General features: G+C 70.7%; 17 protein-coding genes. 9 read left to right on the forward strand and 8 right to left on the reverse strand.

All coding sequences use genetic code 11. The features are described 5' to 3' along the window. Positions 1-216 precede the first annotated feature (216 nt). The gene (locus tag QF032_RS04160; protein ID WP_307049907.1) at positions 217-960 is read left to right on the forward strand and encodes an IclR family transcriptional regulator; all 744 of its coding nucleotides are present in this window, start codon (positions 217-219) and stop codon (positions 958-960) included. A 435-nt stretch (positions 961-1,395) separates the two neighbouring features. Here QF032_RS04160 and QF032_RS04165 read toward each other — a convergent pair whose 3' ends face one another. The 4 genes from QF032_RS04165 to QF032_RS04180 form a co-directional block, all read right to left on the reverse strand. Continuing rightward, entirely contained in the window at positions 1,396-2,835 is a 1,440-nt protein-coding gene (locus tag QF032_RS04165) for an NAD-dependent succinate-semialdehyde dehydrogenase (RefSeq protein ID WP_307040080.1), read from the reverse strand. Further along, complete coding sequence (locus QF032_RS04170; RefSeq protein ID WP_307040082.1) at positions 2,832-5,699, reverse strand: FAD-binding and (Fe-S)-binding domain-containing protein; 2,868 nt, start codon at positions 5,697-5,699, stop codon at positions 2,832-2,834. The genes QF032_RS04165 and QF032_RS04170 overlap by 4 nt, the downstream gene beginning before the upstream one ends. Beyond that, positions 5,696-6,964, reverse strand: coding sequence for an aspartate aminotransferase family protein (locus QF032_RS04175; RefSeq protein ID WP_307040084.1), 1,269 nt, complete (start codon positions 6,962-6,964; stop codon positions 5,696-5,698). The genes QF032_RS04170 and QF032_RS04175 overlap by 4 nt, the downstream gene beginning before the upstream one ends. A 1,031-nt stretch (positions 6,965-7,995) precedes the next feature. Then, positions 7,996-8,874, reverse strand: coding sequence for an alpha/beta fold hydrolase (locus QF032_RS04180; RefSeq protein ID WP_307054935.1), 879 nt, complete (start codon positions 8,872-8,874; stop codon positions 7,996-7,998). Between the two features lie 378 nt (positions 8,875-9,252). On the opposite strand from QF032_RS04180, the gene QF032_RS04185 reads away from it, so the two are divergent. Beyond that, the gene (locus tag QF032_RS04185) at positions 9,253-11,262 is read left to right on the forward strand and encodes a GDSL-type esterase/lipase family protein (RefSeq protein ID WP_307054937.1); all 2,010 of its coding nucleotides are present in this window, start codon (positions 9,253-9,255) and stop codon (positions 11,260-11,262) included. Between the two features lie 171 nt (positions 11,263-11,433). On the opposite strand, the gene QF032_RS04190 is transcribed toward QF032_RS04185, so the two are convergent. Together QF032_RS04190 and QF032_RS04195 are read right to left on the reverse strand one after the other, a co-directional pair. After that, positions 11,434-13,107, reverse strand: coding sequence for a molybdopterin-dependent oxidoreductase (locus tag QF032_RS04190; protein WP_307054939.1), 1,674 nt, complete (start codon positions 13,105-13,107; stop codon positions 11,434-11,436). 26 nt (positions 13,108-13,133) lie between these two features. Continuing rightward, complete coding sequence (locus QF032_RS04195; RefSeq protein ID WP_307040101.1) at positions 13,134-13,337, reverse strand: hypothetical protein; 204 nt, start codon at positions 13,335-13,337, stop codon at positions 13,134-13,136. A gap of 215 nt (positions 13,338-13,552) precedes the next feature. Between QF032_RS04195 and QF032_RS04200 the strand changes: the two genes are divergently transcribed. Both QF032_RS04200 and QF032_RS04205 read left to right on the forward strand, forming a co-directional pair. Next, positions 13,553-14,800, forward strand: a complete 1,248-nt coding sequence (locus tag QF032_RS04200; protein WP_307040103.1) for a sensor histidine kinase — start codon at positions 13,553-13,555, stop codon at positions 14,798-14,800. 18 nt (positions 14,801-14,818) lie between these two features. After that, positions 14,819-15,454 (forward strand): response regulator, encoded by a 636-nt coding sequence (locus tag QF032_RS04205; protein ID WP_307054941.1) that lies wholly within the window; start codon positions 14,819-14,821, stop codon positions 15,452-15,454. 76 nt (positions 15,455-15,530) lie between these two features. On the opposite strand, the gene QF032_RS04210 is transcribed toward QF032_RS04205, so the two are convergent. After that, complete coding sequence (locus QF032_RS04210; RefSeq protein WP_307054943.1) at positions 15,531-16,436, reverse strand: DUF1295 domain-containing protein; 906 nt, start codon at positions 16,434-16,436, stop codon at positions 15,531-15,533. Between the two features lie 93 nt (positions 16,437-16,529). Here QF032_RS04210 and QF032_RS04215 point away from each other — a divergent pair, with 93 nt between their 5' ends. Then, the gene (locus QF032_RS04215) at positions 16,530-17,093 is read left to right on the forward strand and encodes a QsdR family transcriptional regulator (protein ID WP_307054945.1); all 564 of its coding nucleotides are present in this window, start codon (positions 16,530-16,532) and stop codon (positions 17,091-17,093) included. 281 nt (positions 17,094-17,374) lie between these two features. Here QF032_RS04215 and QF032_RS04220 read toward each other — a convergent pair whose 3' ends face one another. After that, positions 17,375-18,310, reverse strand: coding sequence for a LysR family transcriptional regulator (locus QF032_RS04220; protein ID WP_307054947.1), 936 nt, complete (start codon positions 18,308-18,310; stop codon positions 17,375-17,377). 123 nt (positions 18,311-18,433) lie between these two features. Here QF032_RS04220 and QF032_RS04225 point away from each other — a divergent pair, with 123 nt between their 5' ends. The 4 genes from QF032_RS04225 to QF032_RS04240 all read left to right on the forward strand — a co-directional run bounded on the left by QF032_RS04225 (position 18,434) and on the right by QF032_RS04240 (position 22,714). Then, positions 18,434-19,444: a fumarylacetoacetate hydrolase family protein gene (locus tag QF032_RS04225; protein WP_307049911.1), complete on the forward strand. Its 1,011-nt coding sequence runs from the start codon at positions 18,434-18,436 to the stop codon at positions 19,442-19,444. Continuing rightward, a complete protein-coding gene (locus tag QF032_RS04230) occupies positions 19,441-20,421 on the forward strand; it encodes a cyclase family protein (protein WP_307040113.1) in 981 nt (326 codons plus the stop codon). Before QF032_RS04225 ends, QF032_RS04230 begins: the two co-directional genes overlap by 4 nt. A 119-nt stretch (positions 20,422-20,540) precedes the next feature. After that, positions 20,541-21,680, forward strand: coding sequence for an FAD-dependent oxidoreductase (locus QF032_RS04235; RefSeq protein WP_307054949.1), 1,140 nt, complete (start codon positions 20,541-20,543; stop codon positions 21,678-21,680). Beyond that, entirely contained in the window at positions 21,677-22,714 is a 1,038-nt protein-coding gene (locus QF032_RS04240; protein WP_307054951.1) for an amidohydrolase family protein, read from the forward strand. The genes QF032_RS04235 and QF032_RS04240 overlap by 4 nt, the downstream gene beginning before the upstream one ends. Positions 22,715-22,739 lie beyond the last annotated feature (25 nt).

Consider the following 22,739-nt stretch of genomic DNA (forward strand, 5'->3'; position numbering starts at 1 on the left):
ACCGGCGTCGGACGCCGCTCCGATGCTTCGCGGCGTCAGACGCCGCAGAGCATCGGAACGGCACACCGCTGACGCCGGGTCGGCCACCGGAGACGCAAGGTGCATGCCGCATTGTGGAACGGCATGCTAAAATACGGCATGATCATGCCTGTGGCTCCGGAAGCGAGTCAAGCGGACAGCGCGACGAATCCGCAGAACTGAGGGGCCCGAATGGAATTGAAGAGCCTGACCAGGTCGCTACGCATCCTGGAGGCCGTGGCGCAGCACCAGCCGGTGACCGTGGGGGAGCTGACGAAGATCTTCGGGCTGCCCAAGTCGACCGTGCAGCGCACCCTGGTGACGCTCGACGAGGCGGGCTGGCTGCGGGCGAATCGCAGGGACACCACGCGCTGGGAGGTCGGCGCCCGAGTGCTGGCCGTACGACCCGCCGCCCTACAGGGGTCCAGCCTGTTCGCCGCCGCCCGCGAGCCCATGTCCCGACTCCGCGACACCCTGAACGAGACCATCCACCTGACGGTGCCGGACGCCCTGCACGGCATCGTCGTGGTGGACCGCGTCGACTGCGACCACGCCGTACGAACCTTCCACGCCATCGGCGACATCTCCCCCCTGCACGCCACCGCCACCGGACACGCAGTCCTCGCCCATCTGCCGAAGTCCGAGATCGACGAGCTCACGGCGGGCGCGCTCGAGGGTTACGGCCAGGAGACCATCACCGACCCGGCGGAGCTGCGTGCCGAGCTCCGCCGCGTCAGAGACCGCGGATACGCCGTCAACCACAACCAGTACCGCCCGGGCGTCTGCGCCATCGCGGCACCCGTCCTGGATGAGGACGGCACGCCGCTGGCCAGCGTGGCCGTCTCCATGCCCGACTCACGCTTCGACCCCGGCCGACTCGCCGAGCTGGGGCAGCTGGTGACCGACACCGCGGCGGAAATCACCGCCCGCCACCTGGGCTGAGAGCAGCGGTCGGCCGAACGGCAGCGCATCGCTCTCTCCTCCCGGAGAGCGGAGCCGTGCCGGGCAGCGCCGGCCTCCTCACGGCGTACGGCGCCCTGAGCGCATGGGGCGAGCCTTCCGGTGACCGCCCCTCATCCCTCACGGGCGGGCGGCGAACCGTTCGGGCAAACGCCCGCCCCTCGGGCGGAGCAGAGGGCCGCACGTCGTGGCCTACTTGTCAGCCGCGTCCGCCGCCCGGGCCACGCAGCGGCCCACCGGACCAGCGTCCGATCCTTGCGCCACGCGACGCATGCGCAGCCTCACTGCGCACAGCGGGAGACCTGCGCCCGCCGCCAGGTGGAGGAAAAGCCGCCGCCCCGTGCCCGGTGGCGTGGAAACCTGGCACGGGGCAGCCGTCGCGGTGCGGGACGCGGGGTAGTCAGGGCATGACCACCGTCATCGCACGGGCACCGCGAGGTACTGGTACTCCAGGAACTCGTCGATCCCCACCCGGCCGCCCTCCCTGCCGAGCCCGGACTGCTTCACCCCTCCGAAGGGGGCAGCCGGGTTGGAGACGAGACCGGTGTTGAGGCCGACCATGCCCACTTCGAGGCGTTCACTGACGCGCAGGGCGCGGTCGAGGCCCTCGGTGAAGACGTAGCCGACCAGGCCCCAGGGGGTGTCGTTGGCGCGGCGCACGACCTCGTCCTCGTCGTCGAAGGTGAGGATCGCGGCGACGGGACCGAAGATCTCCGTGTCCATCAGGCGGCTGCCCGGGTCGACGTCGGTGAGCACGGTGGGCGGGTAGAAGCAGCCCGGACCCTCGGGCGTGCGGCCGCCGACGAGCACCCGGGCGCCGCGCTCCACCGCGTCGCCGACCAGCTCCGCCACCTTGGCCCGCCCGGCCGCGTCGATCAGCGGGCCGACATCGACCCCGTCCCGGGTGCCGGGCCCCACGACGAGGGTGCCCATGCGCTCGGCCAGGCGTCGTCCGAACTCCTCGACCACCGACCGGTGGACGAAGAAGCGGTTGGCGGCGGTGCACGCCTCGCCCATGTTGCGCATCTTGGCGAGCATCGCCCCGTCGACCGCCACGTCGAGGTCGGCGTCGTCGAAGACGATGAACGGCGCGTTGCCGCCGAGCTCCATCGAGGTCCGTACGACGGCGTCGGCGCACTGGGCGAGCAGCAGGCGCCCGACGTCGGTGGAGCCGGTGAACGAGAGCTTGCGAATCCGCCCGCCGCGCAGGAGCGGTTCGCACACCTCCCCCGCACGGGAGGTGGTGACGACGTTCAGCACGCCGTCCGGCAGCCCGGCCTCCTTGAGGATCGCGGCGAGGGCCAGGCTGGAGAGAGGGGTCTGGGGGGCGGGCTTGAGGATCATCGTGCAGCCGGCGGCGACGGCGGGGCCGATCTTGCGGGTGCCCATGGCCAGCGGGAAGTTCCACGGTGTGATCAGCAGACAGGGGCCGACCGGGCGGCGGGAGAGCAGCATGCGGTTGCGGCCGTCGGGCAGGACGCCGGCGCCGCCGTCGATGCGCACGGCCTCCTCCGAGAACCAGCGGAAGAACTCGGCCGCGTACGCCACCTCTCCCCTGGCCTCAGCGAGCGGCTTGCCCATCTCGGACGTCATCAGGTGGGCGAGTTCGTCGGTGCGCTCGAGGACGATCTCGTAGGCACGCCGCAATATCTCACTGCGCACGCGGGGCGCCGTACGAGCCCACTCCTCCTGTGCCTGGACGGCCGCTTCCTCCGCGAGTCGGGCGTCCTTCGGCCCCGCGTCGGCGACATGACAGAGGATCTCGCCGGTCGCGGGGTCGTCGACGGGCATGGTGGCGCCGTCCGCGGCGTCCACCCAGGCGCCGCCGATGAACAACTGCGTAGGTGTGTCGGTCATGAGGTCTCTCCTGGTTGATCGGCGGCGCGGTCGAGCAGTTCCGCGAGATGCAGGGCGCGGATGCCCCGGTCTCCGGCGAGGTGGTCGATCTGGGTGGCGCAGCTGAAACCGTCGGCCACGACGACGCTCGGAGTGTTCGGGTCGATGCCGTCGAGGCGTGGCCTCAGGGCCAGGTCGGCGACGGCCATCGAGGTGTCGTAGTGCTGCTCCTCGAAGCCGAAGTTCCCGGCGAGTCCGCAGCAGCCCTCGGCCTCGTCGACCTTGCCCACACCCAGTCGGCGCAGCAGATCGGCCGGGCGGCGGCCCTTGAAGGTGGCGTACTCGTGGCAGTGGGTCTGCAGGACGACGTTGTCCGGCAACGCGGGCCGGCTCCAGTCCGGGGCGGCCAGGTCGGTCAGGGCACCCGTGAAGGTGTGGACGCGGTCCGCGACCCGCCGGGCGGCGTCAGTCCCGAGGAGCTCGGGCACGTCGCGCTTGAGGGCCGCGGCACAGCTGGGCTCGGCCACGATGATGGGCCGCTCGTCGCCGTTGTCCAGGTGGGCGACCGTACGGGCCATGATGCGGCGGGCCACGGAGAGCTGGCCGGTACTGACCCAGGTCAGACCGCAGCACAGACCGTCCTCCGCAGTGCAGGGGATTCCCGCCTCGGCGAGGACACGGCTCGCGGCTCCCGCCACCTCGGGACGGAAGGCACGGGTGAAGCTGTCGACGAAGAGCAGGGCTTTGGCTGGTTCGCCGGCCTTCGCATGCCGCAGGACCCTGCGCAGGGCGTGCCGGGAGGCGAAGGCAGGGATAGTGCGCTTCGTGGTGACGCCTCCGAGACGGGCGAGGAGTCGGCCGAGCGGTCCGCGGAGCAGCGCGTTGAGCGGGCGGGCGGCGTACCCGGCGAGGGCGGAGGTCAGGGGCAGCCAACCCAGCGAGTAGTGGGAGCGGGGCCGGAGTCTGCCCTTGTAGTGCTGGTGCAGGAACTCGGCCTTGTAGGTGGCCATGTCGACGCCCACCGGGCAGTCACTGGAGCACGCCTTGCAGGACAGGCACAGATCCAACGCGTCCTTGACCTCCGTCGAGCGCCAGCCGTCCTGCACGGTCTCCCCGCGCACCATCTCCTGGAGGATGCGGGCTCGACCCCGCGTGGAGTCGTTCTCCTCCCCCGTGGCCCGGTAGCTCGGACACATCACACCGCCCGCGTCGCTGCGACATCGACCGACGCCGACGCAACGGCGGGACGCGCCCGCGAAGCCGTCCTCGTCGTGCGGGAAGGTGAACTCCGTTGCCAAGGGTTGAATCTGGTGCAGCGCGAGATCGGCGTCGAGCGGGGCCGGAGCCACGATGACCCCCGGGTTCAACAGCCCCTCGGGATCGAAGACCTCCTTGAAGGCGGCGAACGCCCGGATCATCCGGTGGCTGTACATGACCTCCAGCAGCTCACCGCGCGCCCGCCCGTCGCCATGCTCGCCGGACAGCGTCCCGCCGTGCGCGACGACGAGGGCCGCAGCCTCGTGCAGGAAGCGGCGGGCGGCGGCGCGGCCCTCGTCCGAGGCAAGGTCGAAGTCGATGCGCACGTGGACGCACCCCGCGCCGAAGTGCCCGTACATCACGCCCGTCAGCCCGTGGTCGGCCAGCAGCTTGCGGAAGTCCCGCAGGTAGCCGGCGAGGTTCTCGGGCGCGACCGCAGAGTCCTCCCAGCCCGGCCACGACTCCCCGCCGTCGAGGAGTCGGGCGGCCAGGCCGGCCCCGTCCTCGCGGACCCGCCACAGGGAGCGCCGCTCGGCCGCGCTCTCCACGACCCGCCCGCCGGTCATCCGGCCCTGTGCTTTGAGCACGCCGAGGAGCTCGGCCGCGCGCGTGTTGACCGTGGCCTGGTCGTCGCCGTCGAGTTCGACGTACAGCCAGGCGCGCCCCTCGGGCAGCCCGGTGACGGAGTCGGGGCCGCGGCGGGCTCGCATGGTGGCGACGATCGCCTCGTCCATGCCCTCGACGGCGGTCGGATTCCACCGCAGGATCTCCGCCACGTCCTCGGCCGCGTCGACGACGTCGTCGTAACCGAGGGTGAGCAGTGCCGAAGCCTGTGCGGTCGCCACCAGGCGGACCGTCGCGGCGGTGACGACCGCACAGGAGCCCTCGGTGCCGACCAGGGCGCGGGCCACGTCGAAGCCGCGCTCGGGCAGCAGATGGTGCAGCTGATAGCCGGAGACCTGGCGGGGAATGCGGCCCAGCTCGGTCCGGATCGGCGCCAGGTTGTCGCCGATCAGGCGTCGTACGTCCGCTTCGAGGCGGGCGACGCGCTCCGACTCCGCGGGGTCCACCGGGTGCAGCCCCACGTGGTCGGCGACGGCCCGCACACCGTCGGCCGTCACGATCTCCAGCGCCTCGATGTGGCCGCTGGTCCGCCCGTGCCGCACGGACCGGTTGCCGCACGCGTCGTTGCCGATCATCCCGCCGATGGTGCAGCGGCTGTGCGAGGACGGGTCGGGGCCGAAGGAGAGCCCGTGCAGGGCGGTCGCGCTCTGCAGCGCGTCGAGGACGACTCCGGCCTCGACACGCGCGGTCCCGCCGGCCGGGTCGATGTCCAGGACCCGGTTCATGTACCGGGAGAAGTCCAGGACGACGCCCGGCCCGACCGCGTTGCCCGCCATGCTGGTGCCGCCGCCGCGAGCGGTGACCGCGACGCCCGTCTCCTTGCAGGCCCGCAGCACGGCGACCACATCGTCCGTGGAGCGGGGGAAGGCCACAGCCTGCGGGGGGACACGGTAGTTGGAGGCGTCGTAGGCGTACTGGCCGAGGGCGCCCGGGCCGGATTCCACCCGCAGGCCGGGAGCCGTCTCGCTCAGGCGGGCGGTCAGCCGCGCCGCGCTGTCGCTCATCGCGGCGATGCTCCTGCGGTACCGGCTTCCACCGCGGTCGCCCACGCCTGGAGGCCCTCGTCCACCGCCGCCTCGTCGATGACGAGCGCCGGGATCATGCGGACGACCTGGTTCCAGGCACCGCACAGCAGCAGGAGCAGGCCCTCGTCGATCGCGGCGCGCTGGACGCGGGCGGCGGTCTCGGGGTCGGGCCTGCCGTCCTCGGTGACGAACTCGGTGGCCAGCATCAGCCCGAGGCCGCGTACGTCCCCGATGCCCGGGGTGCGGTCGGCGACCGCCTCCAGGCCCTGCCGCAGCCGCTTGCCCATCGCCTCGGCGTTCTCGACGAGCCTCTCGTCGCGTACGACGTCGAGAGTGGTGCAGGCCGCGGCGCAGGCTACGGCGTTGGCGCCGTACGTGCCACCCTGCGAGCCCGGCCACGCCTTGGCCATCAGCTCCTCGGAGGCGGCGATCCCGGACAGCGGGAAGCCGCTGGCCAGACCCTTGGCGGTGACGAGGATGTCGGGCGTGACGCCGAAGTGGTCATGCCCCCAGAAGCGGCCGGTGCGGCCGACGCCGGTCTGCACCTCATCGAGGATCAGGAGGAACCCGTGGCGGTCCGCGCGCTCCCGCAGCCCCTCCATGAAGACCCGGTTGGCAGGCACGTACCCACCCTCGCCGAGCACCGGCTCGACGATGAGAGCGGCCGTGTCCGCGGGCGAGGAGATCGTCTGGAGCGTGTAGTCCAGCTCCTGCAGGGCGAAGCGGGTGGCGGTCTCCTCGTCCCAGCCGTAGCGGTAGGCCGACGGGAACGGGGTGACGACCACACCGCTCATCAGCGGCGAGAAACCGGAGCGGAAGCGGGTACCGGAGGTGGTCATGGAGGCGGCGGCGACCGTACGACCGTGGAAGCCGCCGTGGCACACGATGACGTTCGGCCGACCGGTCGCCTGGCGGGCCAGGCGCAGCGCGGCCTCGACGGCCTCGCTGCCGGAGTTGGTGAAGAACAGGCTGTCCAGACCGGCCGGCAGCACCTCACCGAGCTTGCCGACCAGACGGCGCAGCGGCTCGTGCATGACTGTCGTGTACTGGCCGTGGATCAGGGTGCCCACCTGCTCCTGAGCCGCCGCGACCACCTTGGGGTGGCAGTGGCCGGTGCTGGTGACGCCGATGCCGGCGGTGAAGTCGAGGTAGCGGCGGCCGTCCTGGTCGAAGAGATGGACGCCCTCGCCCCGGACCGCCACCACGGGCGTGGCCTGGCGAAGGTGCGGCGACAGTGCGGTCATGTTCGTCTCCCGGCGTGGGTCGTCGGACTGGTGCGCTCTGCCGAGCATCCCCGCCGCCAGGCGGCGAGCCAACGCTCGATCTGTCCGGTACGGGCCCGCTGTTCGGACGTTGTGTCAAGCACGGGACGGAAATGCGGCGCGCACTGCCTCATCCACCGAGGCAGACTGCCCTTGCGCAGGTCAGCAAGGCTTGTCACGGTGACCGGGCACATGGGAGACGTCTTACTACCAGCAGGTCCAGCCCCAGCAGTCGCTGAGCCCGGACAGGTCACCTCCAGGTCCTCGGCGAGCGGTTCGGTGGTGAAGACCAGGACGTTCTCACGCGCCTCCACGGCCGTCTGGTCCAGCGGTCCGGGACGGAAGTCGTCGGTCATCAGGAGCGCGCCGCCGGTGGTGGGCACCGGATCCATCGGGTCGTAGGTGAACTCCTCGGCCTGCTCGGCGGTGGACGGCGGCTCCCGCGTCAGGCGTCCGCCCCCACGCAGGTGGAAAGTCCGTGTCCACCGCCCGCGACAGCGGCCATTCCGTCTCCTCTCGCCACTGGTTGGCTCCCATCACGAACAGCAGCACCGTGCCCGTGTCCGGCTCCGGCGCCGCCCCCTCGCCGAGCGTGCGCGCGAACCAGTCGAACTGGGGAGTGCGCAGCGAATCCGAAGTTGACGTCACCGACCACGTGCTGCCAGTCGGTGTGGGTCCACGGGCCCGTGATCAACGTGGCGGACCGGCCGGCCCGGCGCACGGCGGTGACGTTGTCGAGCGCGCCCTGGGCGAAGATGTCGTACCAGCCGCCGAGTGGGAAGGTGGGCAGGTCGGCTCAGCAGCACAGGCCACGGTCCCGTACCGCCCGGCCGGTAGACATCCGCGCGCAGCACCGTGCCGTCACGCATCTGAGCCGGGACGTCGAACTCGACCTGAATCTCTGCCACGCGACTGCTCCTTTGCATGCCACGACGCTGTCAGTCACATGGTCGAACCTGGTCCTCGTCAAGTACTGCCCCCGAACGAGGGTGGCTACGGCGCTCCCGGGACCGTCACTCCACCGTGTTGAGCAAGTCGGCCAGCAGGTCGGGCCGTTCCAAGGCGATGAAGTGACCTGCTCCCGGCACCTGCGTGAAATCGGCGGCCGGCAGCAGCTCCTTGTTGGCTTGCCGGTCCGATGGCCGCGACCAGTCCTTCTCCCCGTAGACGAGGTGGACGGGCGCCTTGACCTCCGGGTAGCGCGAGCGGGCGGCGATGAGACTGGGCAGGCTCTGGTACACGGCCCGGGCGACGCTCGCGTAGCCGGAACGGCGGCCCACCTGGAGAAGTTCGTCGATGTAGTCCTCCTGCAGCGCGGCCCTGTCGACCAGCCCGCCCTGCAGGATCCTGCGGAAGACGGCCTTGGGCTCCACCCCGGCGATCACCGGGCCCACCCCCGGAGCCAGGGCGCCGCCGACCACCACACGGGCGAGAAGACCGGACCGGGCGATACCGCCGCGGAAGTCGTACGTGTTCACCGCGACGACGCGCCGGATCCGCTCGGGCAGGTCGGCCGCGGTGGTCAGGGCGAGCACCGCCCCCATGGATTCCCCGACCAGGGTCACGTCGCGGAGGTCGAGTTCGGTCAGGAGCCGCTTGACGCCCGCGCGCATGGCCGGCTCGTCGTACGACGCACCGGGCACGATCTCGGAGTAGCCCATCCCCGGCAGGTCGAGGGCGTACACGGTGTACCGGTCCGCGATCAGCGGGATGAGGGAGCGGAAGTGCTCGGCCTGGGTGCGCACGGTGTGCAGCAGGACCACGGGAGCGCCGGTGCCCGCTGTGAGGTACCGCAGGGTCCCCTCGTGGCTGCGGTGTCCTGCGCGCGGGGCGATGACGTGGCTGGTGGTTCCCGGCAGGTGAATCGTAGGACGTGGCTCTGAGCTGGGCATCTCGCTGGCTTCCCTCTGTGTGAACTGCTGCGGACGGGTGATTCGGACAGGGCCTGCCCGGAAGGGGCGTGACCGCGGACCAGCCCTTGGATTCATTGTGAAACCGACCGGTTTCCATCATGGTAAACCGATCGGTTTCCGAGCACAAGGCCGAGGTCGCCGGAGGCGAACAAACGGAGAGGCCGGTGAGTGGTGATCCTCGGCGAGACGCCCGCCACCTTCCATGCGGCATGCCACAGTCGATCAACTTCCGCTGCTTGTCGGTGGGTTGCCCGCCTCACGCGAACCCGCGCGGACCCTTGACGCTGAACCGTTTCATTGCTTCTCTCGAAAGGCTGCCTATGGGAGCGCTCCCACCCCACGCCGAAAGGGATCCCCGTGCAGACCACCCCCCACGCCGCCCCCCACGTCACCTCTTTACGCCGCCTCGCCCGTGCCCTCCCTGCGCTCGTCACGGCCGTCCTCGTCGCCTGCCTGCTGTCCTGGACGGGGAGCTCCCCCGCCCAGGCCGCGCCGGGTGACGGCGCGGTCTCCGACCCCAACATCGTCTACGTCGGGCGCTGGGACACCAGCGCAGGCACGGCGGCGGTGCCCTCCTGGACCGGTGCGTATCTGCAGACGGCCTTCACCGGCACCACGGTGAAGGTCAAGGCAAGAGCCGCGGTCAACCTGTACGCCAGCATCGACGGCGGCCCCGACGTCTTCCACGCGGGCGTGCGCGGCACGGTGAACCTCACTCCCGAGCCCCTGTCCGCCGACACCCACACCCTGCGCGTCTCGTACCGCTCCGGCGACACCGTCTTCCAGGGACTGGTGCTGGACCCCGGTGCGCGCACGGTCGCGCCGAACACCCCCTCCCGGCTCGTCGAGTTCGTCGGTGACTCCATCACCGCCGGCGCGCTCACGGACCGGCTCGCACTGGACTCGTACGCCTGGAAGGCCGGCGAGCAACTGGGGGCGCGCCACACCCAGATCGCCCGATCCGGCTACTGCCTCGTCGCCCAGTCCGGATGCACGGGCCTGAGCACGCAGTTCTTCAGGACGGCCGCCACAGGCGGTCAGAACTGGGACTTCTCCCGCTATCGGGCGGACGCCGTCGTCATCAACCTGGGCACCAACGACATCGGCCACGGCGTGACCGGCCCCGCCTTCCGGTCGGCCTACACCAAGTTCCTCGCCGACCTGCGCGCCACCTACCCGAACGCGCAACTCTTCGCCGTGCAGACGCTCAAGAAACGCTACGTCACCGAGACCAGGGGGGCCGTCACCGCCCGCACCAACGCCGGTGACAGCAGGGTGCACTACGTCGACACCACGGGCTGGCTGACCGACGGCACCGACTACGAGGACGGCAACGGGCACCCCAACGAGGCGGGCCACACCAAGTTCGCGAACCGCCTCACCCCCGTCATCGCCGCCCGACTCGGCAGCCCCGCGTCCACCCTGGCGGCCGCTCCCGGCCAACCCGGCGACCCGAACATCAAGTTCGTGGGCCGCTGGGACACCAGGACCTCCACCGCCTACACCCCGTACTGGGCGGGCGCCTACTACCGGGTCGGCTTCACCGGCCGGACCGTCCAGCTCAAGCAGCGCGGGACGATCGACTTCTGGGCGAGGATCGACAACGGTCCGGTGAAGTTCTACGACGACGTCAAGGCAACGGTGAACCTGACCCCCTCCCCGCTGTCCTCCGGCAACCACACCCTTCAGGTCAACTACCAGGTGGTCGCCGGTTCCTACCGGGGTGACGCCGTCTTTCAGGGACTGGTCCTCGACACCGGCGCCACGACGTTCGCACCGCCGGCGCCCGGCAAGCTGATCGAGTTCGTCGGCGACTCGATCACGGTGGGGACGACGTCGTCGCAGAACGCCCGCACCGCGTACGGCTGGCTGATCGGGGAACGACTCGGAACCGCGCACACCCAGATCGCCCAGGGCGGCGCCTGTCTGGTCGCCGCGGCGGACGGATGCGTCGGCCTGGAGCGGCAGTTCACCAAACTCAACCCGAACGCGGCCACCCCCGACTGGGACTTCTCCCGCTACCAGGCGAACGCGGTCGTCCTCAACCTCGGCACCAACGACGTGGGCCACCAAGTCAGCTCCGCGCAGTTCCAGGCGGCGTACACCAGCCTGCTGCGCAAGGTCCGCGCCGCGTACCCGCAGGCGTGGATCTTCGCATTGGAGACCTTCCGCGGCCGGTACGTCCCGCAGACCGAGGCAGCGGTCAAGGCGGCCGTCGACGGCGGCGACTCCCGGGTCTCCTTCGTCGACACCACCGGCTGGCTGGGTTCGGGCGACCTGACGGACTCGGTCCACCCCAACGACCGGGGGCACCGCGTCATCGCGGACCGGCTGGCACCGGTCATCGCGGCGCGGATCGGTATGTGAGGGGGGACTGGGCCGCCGGACCGCGACGCGCAGGCGGGCGCCTCCGCTGCCTGCGCGGGCGCCCGGCCCCGGTACCGGCTCGACGGCGTTGCCTCCCTTCCTCCTGACCGCGTCGCGCACCGCGCCGACTGCCGCAGCCCTTTGCGGATTCGAGTCTTCACGCGGGAACGGCTAGGCGACCGTGACCCTGATCGTGTGCCTGCCGGTCGCCCCGTCGGGCAACGGCCTGTGCACCTGCCCTGTCTGCACCTGTCCGGTGTTGTCGGTGGCGCGTACTTGCAGCCGATGCTCGCCGGGCGTCGCCTGCCACGGCCAGCGCCACTGCCGCCATGTGTCCACCGACGGCACCGCCGCGAGCTGTGCCTGCTGCCATGGTCCGTCGTCCACGCGGACCTCCACCGCGGACACCCCACGATGTGGTGCCCACGCCACCCCGGCCACCATCACCAGACCTTGCGTCAGATGCTTGCCCGAGGCCGGTGTGTCGATCCGCGCCTGCGTCTTCACCGGAGCCAGCGCCGCGTAATCCCGCCGTACCCAATAGGCGCTGAAGTCCGAGAAACGACTCAGCTCCAGCTCCGTCAACCACTTCGTCGCCGATACGTATCCGTACAGCCCGGGCACCACCATCCGGACCGGAAACCCGTGGTCGACCGGCAGTGGCTCCCCGTTCATCCCGACCGCCAGCAACGCGCCCCGCCCGTCACGCAACGCTGCCGTCGGTGTACCTGCCGTGTATCCGTCCACGGAACGGCTCACCACCTGATCCGCCCTGTCGTGCGGCTCGACTTCATCCAGCAGATCCTTGATCGGCACCCCCAACCACCGCGCGTTGCCGACCAACCGGCCACCGACCTCGTTGGACACACACGCCAGCGTGATGTAGCGCTCCACCATCGGCCGTGCCAGCAATTGCTCGTACGTCAGTGTCAGCGGCCGTTTCACCCGGCCATGAATCCTCAGCCGCCAGTCCTTCGGTTCCGTCTGCGGCACCGTCAAAGCAGTGTCGATCCGGTAGAAGTCCGAAGCCCTGGTCACGAACGGCTCCACTCCGGGCACGCCCACGGAGACCTTGGCGGGCAAGGGCGCTGCCGGGATCGACGGCGAAGGCAGAACCACCGCGGCCCGGGCCGCGGCCACACGCTGTGCCCAGAGTCCGCGTCCGCCCGGTACGGCCACCGCGGCCGCGCCGATCGCCCCGATCGCCAGCGCGAGAAACCGTCGTCGGCCCGGCGGCCGTCCCGCGCCGTCCAGCACCGAGACGCCGGCGTCCGACGACGGTGAACCGGCTCCCTGCACGAGGGTGTGGGTTCCCTGTGCCGCCACGTCCGCATCCGGGCCGGTGTCGTCCCCCAGGTCCTGCGCCGATACCGCAGCACGGCGCGGCAGGGTGCGGCGCAGCAGCACCAGAAGGCCGGCAGCGGCCAGTGCACCGGCCACCGTCGGCAGCGGGTACGCCCACGTGGCGCTGGGCCGGGTGGCCGACGCGAGTACGCCGATCGTCCCGAACACAGCGACGCCGGCCAGCCCGAACCAGAGGCGACGCATGGCCACTACACCGATGAACGCGGCGAACACCGCCAACACCAGCACGATTCCAGCCTGCAGCGCCAGCTTGTCGTACGTGTAGAACACCGCGACGGCGAACTCCTTGACCGGGGTCGGCGCGGCGTCCACGGCGACGCCACCCACCGCCACGAGGGGCGCTGAGGGCCCGCCCGTCGCGGCTGCCACCAGCTCACCGAGGCCCAGGGCGAGTGCGGTGGCCGCGACGCCGGCAAGCTCGCCGTACCACTGCTTGGGCGGTCTTCCCGGTGCCGGCCGATCTGTCTTCTGAGTCTCCATGTCGATACCCGACATCTGATCGGCGCTTATCGGCTCACCCGGCGTAGCCGGGCGAAGCCGACACCCAGCACGACCAGACCGACGATCGCCACGAGCGGCCCGACGACCGCCCACAGCGTCACGCCGCTCATCGCCGAGCCCTTCATGACGTCGAGTCCCTGCAACGTCCAGCCCACGCCGACAAAGGCCAGCAGTGCGCCCAGGCCGAGGACGAACCAGTTCTTCTTCATGGGGTACCTCCAGGTGTGGAGCCGAAGTTCTCGATGTCGAGCGTGCCGGTTCTGAGGCGCGGCGGCGACAACGCTTGGTGGGACCCCGTTGTCAACCGATCGACGTACGCACGGCTCCACTGGTGCATGGACCTTCCTCGGCGCCGAGTCCGGCACTGTGGACGTGGACGCCCGTAAACTGGCGGCCAGATCCGGCGGGCGAAGGTGGGCAGGGCGTGGCAGTGCGCAGCACCGTCGACTTCGGCTACCGCTACCGCGTCGGATGGCATGTCCTCGTCGGCGCCGTCGCGATACCTCTTGCCGTCGCCCTGGCAGCCGACGTCTCCGTGGCGCTCGGACAACGCCTGCTGGCCCTCGGTACGCTCGCTGTCATCGTCGCCTGCTACGCGCTGGTCGCTCCGCGGGCCATGGAGAACCGCGACGAGCGTTGGGGTGCGGCCTATTTCGCCGTCCTGGCGGTCGCGTTCCCGCTCCTGCTCGCCATCGCCCCGATCGGTGGCGCACTGCTGTTCGCGCTCTGCCCACAGCTGTTCGTGATGGTCGCGAGGTGGCGAGTACGCCTACCGCTGTTGTTGATCCTCTACGCCGAACTCGCCTGGGCCATGGTGGCGCGGGCCGGAGTCAGCCGCTACACGCTGGCGATGGCCGGCGTGACGGTTCTGGTACCCCTGACCGTGACGATCCTCGTGGGCGCCTATCTGACCGGCATCCGCGAGCAGAACCGCAAGCGGGCCGCGCTGATCGAGGAACTGACCCGGACGCGGGCCGCACTGGAACGCGCGGGCCACGAGGCTGGCGTCCATGCCGAACGTGAACGCCTGGCTGCCGAGATCCACGACACCCTGGCACAGGGCTTCACCAGCGTCCTCATGCTCGCTCAGGTCGCGCGGACGACCCTGCTCCGTGATCCGACGGCCGCCGACGGCCAGCTCGACATCCTGGAGAAGACCGCCCGCGAGAACCTCGCGGAGGCACGCTCGCTGATCGCCGCATCGGCCCCGGTCGACCTGACCGGCCGCGGGCTCGCGGATGCGCTGGACCGGCTCGCCGCCCGGCATACTCGCGACACGGGTACGCGCGTCGAGGTCTCGATCGTCGGCGAGCGGTCCGGTACATCCACCGGCACCGATATCGCCCTGCTGCGCACCGCGCAGGAGGCCCTGGCCAACGTCGGCAGGCACGCCGCCGCCACGACGGTGCGGATCGAGCTACGCCACGGTTCCGGCCTCATGGCGCTGGCCGTCACCGATGACGGCCAGGGCTTCGACCCGGCCACCGTCCGGGGTGGATACGGCCTGCTCGGCATGCGCACCCGCGCCTCCGGCTTCGGCGGAACCTGCACGGTGCGATCGGCTCCCGGCCAGGGCACCACGGTGCGGGTCGAGCTGCCGCAGCCCTCGGCCGAGCAGGCGGCGCGTAGCCTGCATCCTGTACTTGATCTCAGCTCCACACCCGACCACTGAGCGGGCGGAACCGACCCGATGACTGTCCGCATCCTGATTGTCGATGACCATCCCGTCGTACGCTTCGGCCTCCGCGGCATGCTCGAGGCCTACGACGACCTGCGGGTCGTCGGCGAGGCCGGCTCCGGCGACGAGGCGATCGTCCTCGCCTCCACGACGCGCCCGGACGTCGTCCTGATGGATCTGCGGATGCCGGGTACCGACGGCGCCTCCGCGACGGCGCGCATCCGTCAGGAGCACCCCGGCGTTCGCGTGCTCGTGCTGACCACCTACGAAGGTGACGCCGACATCCTGCCGGCCATCGAGGCCGGCGCCACTGGTTACCTGCTCAAGGACACCCCGATCGGTAGCCTGACCGACGCGATCCGGGCGGCGGCCCGCGGTGAGACCGTCCTCGCCCCGCCGGTGGCCGCCCGGCTGGTGACTCACCTTCAGGCGCCGGCGGGGGAGCAACTGACCCCACGCGAGGTTCAGGTACTCGGCCTCGTCGCACGGGGTCTGTCCAACAGCGAGATCGGTCGGCAGCTGTACATCGGCGAAGCGACGGTGAAGACACACCTGCTGCGAACGTTCGTCAAACTGGGTGTCAACGACCGCACGGCAGCCGTCACCGTCGCTCTGTCGCGCGGCGTCCTCACCTCACCACACCGGTGATCTTCGCGTGCGGGACGTCGCGCACGGCGCACGTGCCCGCCGCTCGCCTCGTCACGGTGGGGGCACTCGCAAGGGCTCACTGATCAGTGGTCCGTCGGGGCCCGGGAAAGAATCGGTTGGTGACGCGCTGATAGCGGATGTAGTCGGGGCGTCGTCGCCGGCTGAAGTACTCGGCGGGAACGGCACCGGTGTAGTGCACGAGCATGTGGTACGTGGTCCAGGAGATCCAGGCCAGGGCGAGGGCCGTGAGCAGGCCGAAGACGATGTGATGGTGTGGCCGGCGGTCGATCAGCACGGGCAGCGACAACAGGATGAGACTGTTCCACTGCATCCACTGACCGAAGTAGTTGGGGTGGCGGCTGTAGCGCCACAACCCGACGTCGCAGGTGCGGCGCGCACCGTCTCGTCGGGTGCGGTCGGCGAAACGGGCCTTCTGCAGGTCCGCCACCGATTCGAAGACCCAGAACACCGCCCACAGCGCGATCGCCACGACACTCACGGCATCAAGGCCGGCCGGGCGCACGGTGGCGAGCGCGGCCGGGACCGCGAGTACAGCGATGTTGGCGCCGCACTGGACCATGATCTCGACCTGGAGCGAGACCTTCTCGTTGCGGAACCCGTCTCGCTCCCAGCGGCGCCGCTGGTACTGGTACCGCGGCAACTCGCCGGGCAACCGCTTGAACACCATGAACCGCAGCGCCCAGGCGCCCATACGTATGCCCATCAGCAGGTAGATCGCCGCAGTCGCGACAGCCGCAGGCGAAGCCAGGCCGCCGAACGCCAGGACCTGGACCCCGATCAGGGCCAGGCCCCACGGCCAGGCCACATCCACGTAGGACATGAACCCGGTGCGGTGGGCCGGCAGACACGCACCCACGACGAAGACGGCCAGTTGCACCAGCAGGTTGCAGACCATGAACCCGGTGAGGTCGCCCTGAAGTGCAAGGGCCGCGAACAGCACGACGTAGATCGCGAACGGCATTGTCCGCCTCACTGCGGCCACGGCGACTCCCTCCAAAAATGAGACACCGATGCGCATGTGTCTCGTCAGAATGAGTGAGACACTAGGGCGGTGATGTCTCAGATGCAAGAGGTTCCGCCTCCGCTGCCCCCGGACGAGCCGGTGCTGCGCGCCGCGGTCACGATGTTCCTGCGGGACGGCTGGATCGACGCACGGGCGCTGGCCGCCGAGGCCGGCATCGGCCGCGCCACCCTGTATCGGCGTTACGGCGACCGCGACCGCCTGATCGGCGAGGCGATCTGGGCGATCGCCACGACCGAGTTCGCCCAGATCTACCCCCAAAGCCACGGGCAAGGCGCCGACAAGGTCGCCGACCTCGTTCACGCCATGCTGACCACCAGCGCACAACTGCCGGCCATGCGTCGGTTCGTCGCCGAACACCCCGACACTGCGCTACGGGTGATGACCTCGCGTGACGGCGTCATCCAGGACCGCGTAGTCGAGACCGTCAGCCGGCTCATCCAGTCCGAGATCGGCGAACCCGACGACATCGACGCCCCCACCCTCGCCTACGCCGTCGTCCGGGTCGCCGAGTCCTTCTATTACCGCGAGCTCCTCACCGGGCAGCCCACCGACATCAGCGCCGCCACCGCCATCATCCGCAGACTCCTGCGCTGACCGGCCGACCTGACGCTCGACCACGTGTGCGCTGTCGGGGCCAGGCCGGACCGGAACTTGGCCATGATCTCGTGCGCGGTGGCGGTCACGGCTCGCACTCGGAATGCGGCGGTGCCGTGTCCGGGATGCCGGACGCCGACGGGGAAGGTGCACGGGCATCGAGGACAGGCGTCGCGCGCTGGACCTCTTGTCGCTCAGCCAGGCTCCAAGCGGCGGCCGCCCGTCCGGCGTCGCCTGCGGCCTGGCAGTGTCAGCTGCCAGTGCAGGGCATGACTCCACCCTCATTCCGGCGGACGGGAATTCGTAGGCCGACGGGCTTCCATCATCTCGGCGGCCCGGCCCATCGTCTCCCGCAGCCATGTGTGCGCCGCGTCGTGCATGTGGACCGGATGCCACCACAGGGCCTGCTGGATCGGCACGGCGTCATAGGGCGGTTCCATGATGCGGACGTGTGCGAGTCCGTCCAGCTCGTCGGCGAGACGCCTCTGGAGGAGAGCCACCCTGCGGGTGCCTGCGACCAGGAGTGGCATCAGCTGGAAACTGTCGACGGACACCGCCACGCGCGGCTCGATGCCGAGCGTGGCGATCTGACGGGCGGCGGGGGCGTCGTAGGCTCGCTGGTACGTCACCCACGGCAGTCGGGCCAGGTCGTCGAGGGTGAGCTGCTCACCGACCTCGGAATTGTCGTCGGCGACGAGGAAGACCCAGCTGTCCTGGTAGAGCTCGACCGTGGGGAAGCCGCGAATGATGCCGTGGGGCAACAGCAGCCCGTCCACGGTACTGAGCAGCGACCCGGTACTGTCGATGATTTCGTTCGGTACCTGTTTGAACCTGAGCCGGATGCCCGGCGCCTCGGCCTGGACGGTGCGGGCGAGTTCGACGCCGAAGACGGCAACCGCGTAGTCCGAGGCGATCAGCGTGAACTCATGTTCCTCGCAGGAGGGGTCGAATTCGGCCTGACTGGCGAAGACGCGCTCCAGCAGGTCGCATGCGGTGGCGGTCCGGTCGAGGAGGGCCTGCCCGAGGGCGGTCAGCTCGTACCCTCCACCCACCCGGGCGAGGAGGTCGTCGTCGAAGTGACGGCGCAGCCGGGCCAGGGCCGCGCTCATGGCGGGTTGACTGAGCCCGATGCGCAGGCCGGCCCTGGTGACGTTGCGCTCCTGCAGGAGGGCGCGCAGGGCAACGACGAGGTTGAGGTCCAGGCCGGCCAAGTTCACGAAGCGTCCCAGTTCCGGAGCCGGCCCCCATCGGTATTCACCGGCTGGATTCTTATATACAGAGAATCGATTTCCCTGATTGCAATCTACGGGCCAGATTGGTGGCACCGCAATCGGGAGGACATCTCCGTGAAATCCGCTGCCGCGTCGGCACCATTCGCACCCTTCTCGGGCCCTTTCGCCATCGGCACCTTCTCCGCATCGGGCGGAACCGCGTTCCCCGGCCTTGTGGCGCCGGACGGCAGGGTGCTCGACCTGCGCGCGGCACTGGGTGAACCCGCGCTGACGACCCTGACGCTCCTGGAGCGCTGGGACGAAGAGCTGCCACGCCTGCACACCCTCGCCGGGGACCCGACGCGCGACTGGCGGCCGCCGTCCGACCTGGCGGTGCACGCGCCCGTCGAGCCCCGGCAGATCTTCCAGTCCGGGGCCAACTACCGGCAGCACGTGATCGACCTGGCGGTCGCGCACCGCGCCCCGGACGACTCGCGCACCGTCGAGGAGGCCCGCGCCGAGGTAGCGGCGGTCATGGACAAGCGGGCCGCCGAGGATCTCCCGTACGTGTTCATCGGCCTGCCGACCACGATCAACGGTCCCTACGACGACGTGGTGCTGCCCGCCTGGGCCCAGCAACCCGACTGGGAGCTGGAGTTGGCCGCGGTGATCTCCCGCCCCACCTACCGGGTCACCGTGGAGGAGGCGCTGGAGTACGTCGCGGGCTACACCATCGCCAACGACCTCACCGACCGTGCGAGCGTCTTCCGCCGGGACATGCCGCCGATCGGCACCGACTGGCTGCGCAGCAAGAACGCCCCCGGCTTCACCCCGCTCGGCCCGTGGATCGTCCCGGCCGCCTCCCTCGCCGACCCGTCCGACCTGCGGGTCACGCTGAAACTCAACGGCGAGACCATGCAGGACGAGTCCACCAAGGACATGATCTTCGGCGTCGCACGGTTGGTCTCGTACATCTCCCGGACCGCCCGACTGCTCCCCGGCGACCTGATCCTCACCGGCAGCCCGGCCGGCAACGGCATCCACTGGGGCCGGCTGCTGCGCGACGGCGACGTGATGGACGGCTCGGTCACCGGGCTCGGCGCCCAGCGCACCCGCTGTGTCGCGGAGGAGGCCCGATGAGCGCCGACCGTGTCGACGGCATCGACCGTGCGGATCCCGAGTCGGCGATCGCCGAGGCCGCGAAGGCGTACTCGAACTGGGGCCGCTGGGGCGAGGACGACGTGCTCGGCACGCTCAACTTCCTCGACGAGGCCAAGCGCCGCGAGGGCGCGGCCCTGATCCGCGACGGCGTCAGCTTCTCCTTGTCACAGGCCTTCGACATGGACGGCCCGCAGAAAGGCTGGCGGCGGCGTACGAACCCGGTGCACACGATGCTCGCCACCGGCACCGACGCCGCTCTGGGCGGCCAGGGCTTCCCGCACGGTTTCGGTGGCGCCGACGACGTGATCGCCATGCCCCTGCAGTGCTCCACCCAATGGGACGGCCTCGGGCACATCTTCGACCACGGCAAGGCGTGGAACGGCCGCCCGGCGGAGAAGGTCGTCACCTCCGAAGGCGACCTGGTCACCGGCATCGAGCACATGGCTCCGCACGTCGCCGGGAGGGGCGTCCTCCTCGACGTGGGCCTGGTCGTCGGCCGGGACGGAGAACTTCCCGACGGCTTCGCCATCACCGAGGAGCACCTGACCGCGACCGCCGCCTCGCACGGTGTGGCCGTCGGTCGGGGCGACCTGGTCCTCGTGCGCACCGGGCGGCTGACCCGCGCCCGTCACGAAGGCTGGGGCGACTACGCGGGCGGGCCGGCGCCGGGGCTGAGCTTCAGCACGGCCGGCTGGCTGCACCACAGCGAGATCGCCGGGATCGCCACCGACACCTGGGGCTTCGAGGTGCGACCCAACGAGTTCGACCACGCCTTCCAGCCGCTGCACCAGGTCGCCATCCCCCACATCGGTCTGCTCATCGGGGAGATGTGGGACCTCGACGCCCTCGCCGCACACTGCGCCGCCGACGGCCGGTACGAGTTCTGGCTCACCGCCGCGCCCCTGCCCATCACCGGGTCCGTCGGCTCACCGGTGAACCCCATCGCCGTCAAGTAACGCCCGCCCTGGGCTGCCGGGCGGGCCGCGCCCGGACGGCTACGCCCACCCTCACCCACCCGGCCTGCAACACCCCCTCTGCCGCTCGACGTCGCGCGGCACCGTCTCAGGGAGAACCCATGGACGACCCTCGTCCCCGCACCGTCCTCGTCATAGGCGGCGGCGCGTCCGGCAACGCCGTGACCGTGCTGCTGCGGCGGGCGGGCATCACCGTGGAACTGATCGAGGCCAAGCCCGACTGGAACGTGCTCGGCTCCGGCATCACCCTCCAGGGCAACGCGCTGCGCGTGCTGCGCGAAGTGGGCGTATGGGACAAGGTCCGGGAGAGCGGCTACGCCGTCGACGCCGTCGGCCTGGCCGCGCCCGACGGGACCGTGTTCCATGTCCAGCAGGACATCCGCACCGGTGGGGACGACCTGCCCCCGATCTTCGGCATGCAGCGGCCCCGGCTCCAGGAGATCCTGTGTGAGGCCGTTCTCGAGAGCGGCGCGGCGGTACGCCTCGGCACCACCGCCGAGGAACTGCTCCAGGACGCGTCCGGCGTCACCGCCCGGTTCAGCGACGGCACGCAGGGCCGCTACGACCTTGTCATCGCCGCCGACGGCGTCGGCTCGCGCACACGCGCGATGATCGGCATCAGCGACAAGCCCGAACCGACCGGCATGGCCATCTGGCGCGCCCCCGCGCCCCGCCCCGAGATCGTGCAGCGCAAGGACCTGTCCTACGGCGGACCGTGCTACATCGCCGGCTACTGCCCCACGGGCGAGAACACCATCTACGCCTACCTCGTCGAGGCCAACCGCGACCGCGCGTCCATCGACCCGGCCTCGTACGCGGACGAGATGCGGCGGCTGGCAGCGCCCTACGGGGGTGCGTGGCCGGAGATCGCCGCGAGCATCACCGACCCCGCCGAGGTCAACTACACCTGGTTCGAGCGGCTGCTCGTCGAGGGCTCCTGGCACCGCGGCCGGGTCGTCCTGATCGGTGACGCGGCCCACGTCTGTCCCCCCACGCTCGCCCAGGGCGCGGCCATGTCGCTGGAGGACGCCTCCGTACTGGCCGAGATGCTGAGCGAGGAGCAGGACTGGAGTTCCCTCGACGCCCTGCTGACCGACTTCTACGAACGCCGGATCGACCGTGTCCGCATGGTGGTCGAAGCGTCCGTGCAACTCGGTCAGTGGCAGCTGGACGGCGCCCGTGACGCCGACGCACCCGGTCTGATGGGCCGCACGATGTCCGTCCTGAAGGAGACCCCGTGAACGCCGTGCACCCCGTGGGCTCCCAGGACGACGCACCCACGATCGACGTCCACGCGCACGTCCTGCTCCCTCAGGTCGAGGACGCCGTCGCCGGACACCCCGGGCTGACCGCGGCCCGCGAACTCGACGCCCGCCGCAACGGCCCCGAGGCCATCGCCGTCAGCGGCCCGATGTTCCGCGACCGCTTCCCGAAACTGACCGACGTCAAGGCCCGGCTCGCCGCGATGGACGCCTCCGGGATCGACGTCCAGCTGGTCTCGCCGTCGCCGTCGCACTACCACTACTGGGCCGAGGAGGACCTGGCCCGTACGGTGTGGGAGCTGGCCAACGAGGGCACCGCCGCGCACGTCGCCCAGGCCCCGCAACGGCTGCACGGCCTCGGCCTCGTCCCGCTCCAGCACCCGGGCCTCGCCGTCGAAGCCCTCGAACACGCCCTCGGCCTGGGCCTGCGCGGTGTCGAGGTCTCGAGCCACGCACCGGGACGCGAACTGTCGGACCCCGCGTACGAGCCGTTGTGGACACGGGCCGAGGAATCCGGCGCGATCCTCTTCCTGCACCCCTTCGGCTGCACGCTCGACGAGCGCCTCGACCGGTGGTACCTGTCCAACACCGTCGGCCAGCCGACCGAGAACGCCGTCGCCCTGTCCCATCTGATCTTCTCCGGAGTCCTGGACCGGCACCCGGGGTTGCACGTCGTCGCCGCCCATGGCGGCGGCTATCTGCCCACCCACATCGGCCGCTCCGACCACGCCTGGCTCGCCCGCACCGACACCCGCGGCTGCGCGCACCCGCCCAGCAGCTACCTCAAGCAGTTGTACTTCGACTCCCTCGTCCACGACCCGGACGTCCTGCGCGAGCTGATCCGGGTGGCCGGCCCCGACCGGGTGCTGCTCGGCTCCGACTTCCCCTTCGACATGGGCACCGACGATCCGCTCGGCGCGCTGCGCGACGTCTCGGACCTGCCCGCCCCCCACTTCCACGCCGTACGCGGCGGCAACGCCGCAGCGCTGCTCCGCCTTGTCCGAAGCGCATGACCCGCGCCGGACCGCGCCTGAACCG

The sequence above is a fragment of the Streptomyces achromogenes genome (assembly GCF_030816715.1).
GTDB classification, from domain to species: Bacteria; Actinomycetota; Actinomycetes; order Streptomycetales; family Streptomycetaceae; genus Streptomyces; species Streptomyces achromogenes_A.

Coding starts and splice junctions, on each gene's coding strand:
- QF032_RS04165 (WP_307040080.1), bottom strand. CDS start 2,835: ATGACCGACACACCTACGCAGTTGTTCATCGGCGGCGCCTGGGTGGAC.
- QF032_RS04170 (WP_307040082.1), bottom strand. CDS start 5,699: ATGAGCGACAGCGCGGCGCGGCTGACCGCCCGCCTGAGCGAGACGGCT.
- QF032_RS04175 (WP_307040084.1), bottom strand. CDS start 6,964: ATGACCGCACTGTCGCCGCACCTTCGCCAGGCCACGCCCGTGGTGGCG.
- QF032_RS04180 (WP_307054935.1), bottom strand. CDS start 8,874: ATGCCCAGCTCAGAGCCACGTCCTACGATTCACCTGCCGGGAACCACC.
- QF032_RS04190 (WP_307054939.1), bottom strand. CDS start 13,107: ATGGAGACTCAGAAGACAGATCGGCCGGCACCGGGAAGACCGCCCAAG.
- QF032_RS04195 (WP_307040101.1), bottom strand. CDS start 13,337: ATGAAGAAGAACTGGTTCGTCCTCGGCCTGGGCGCACTGCTGGCCTTT.
- QF032_RS04205 (WP_307054941.1), top strand. CDS start 14,819: ATGACTGTCCGCATCCTGATTGTCGATGACCATCCCGTCGTACGCTTC.
- QF032_RS04210 (WP_307054943.1), bottom strand. CDS start 16,436: ATGCCGTTCGCGATCTACGTCGTGCTGTTCGCGGCCCTTGCACTTCAG.
- QF032_RS04215 (WP_307054945.1), top strand. CDS start 16,530: ATGTCTCAGATGCAAGAGGTTCCGCCTCCGCTGCCCCCGGACGAGCCG.
- QF032_RS04230 (WP_307040113.1), top strand. CDS start 19,441: ATGAGCGCCGACCGTGTCGACGGCATCGACCGTGCGGATCCCGAGTCG.
- QF032_RS04235 (WP_307054949.1), top strand. CDS start 20,541: ATGGACGACCCTCGTCCCCGCACCGTCCTCGTCATAGGCGGCGGCGCG.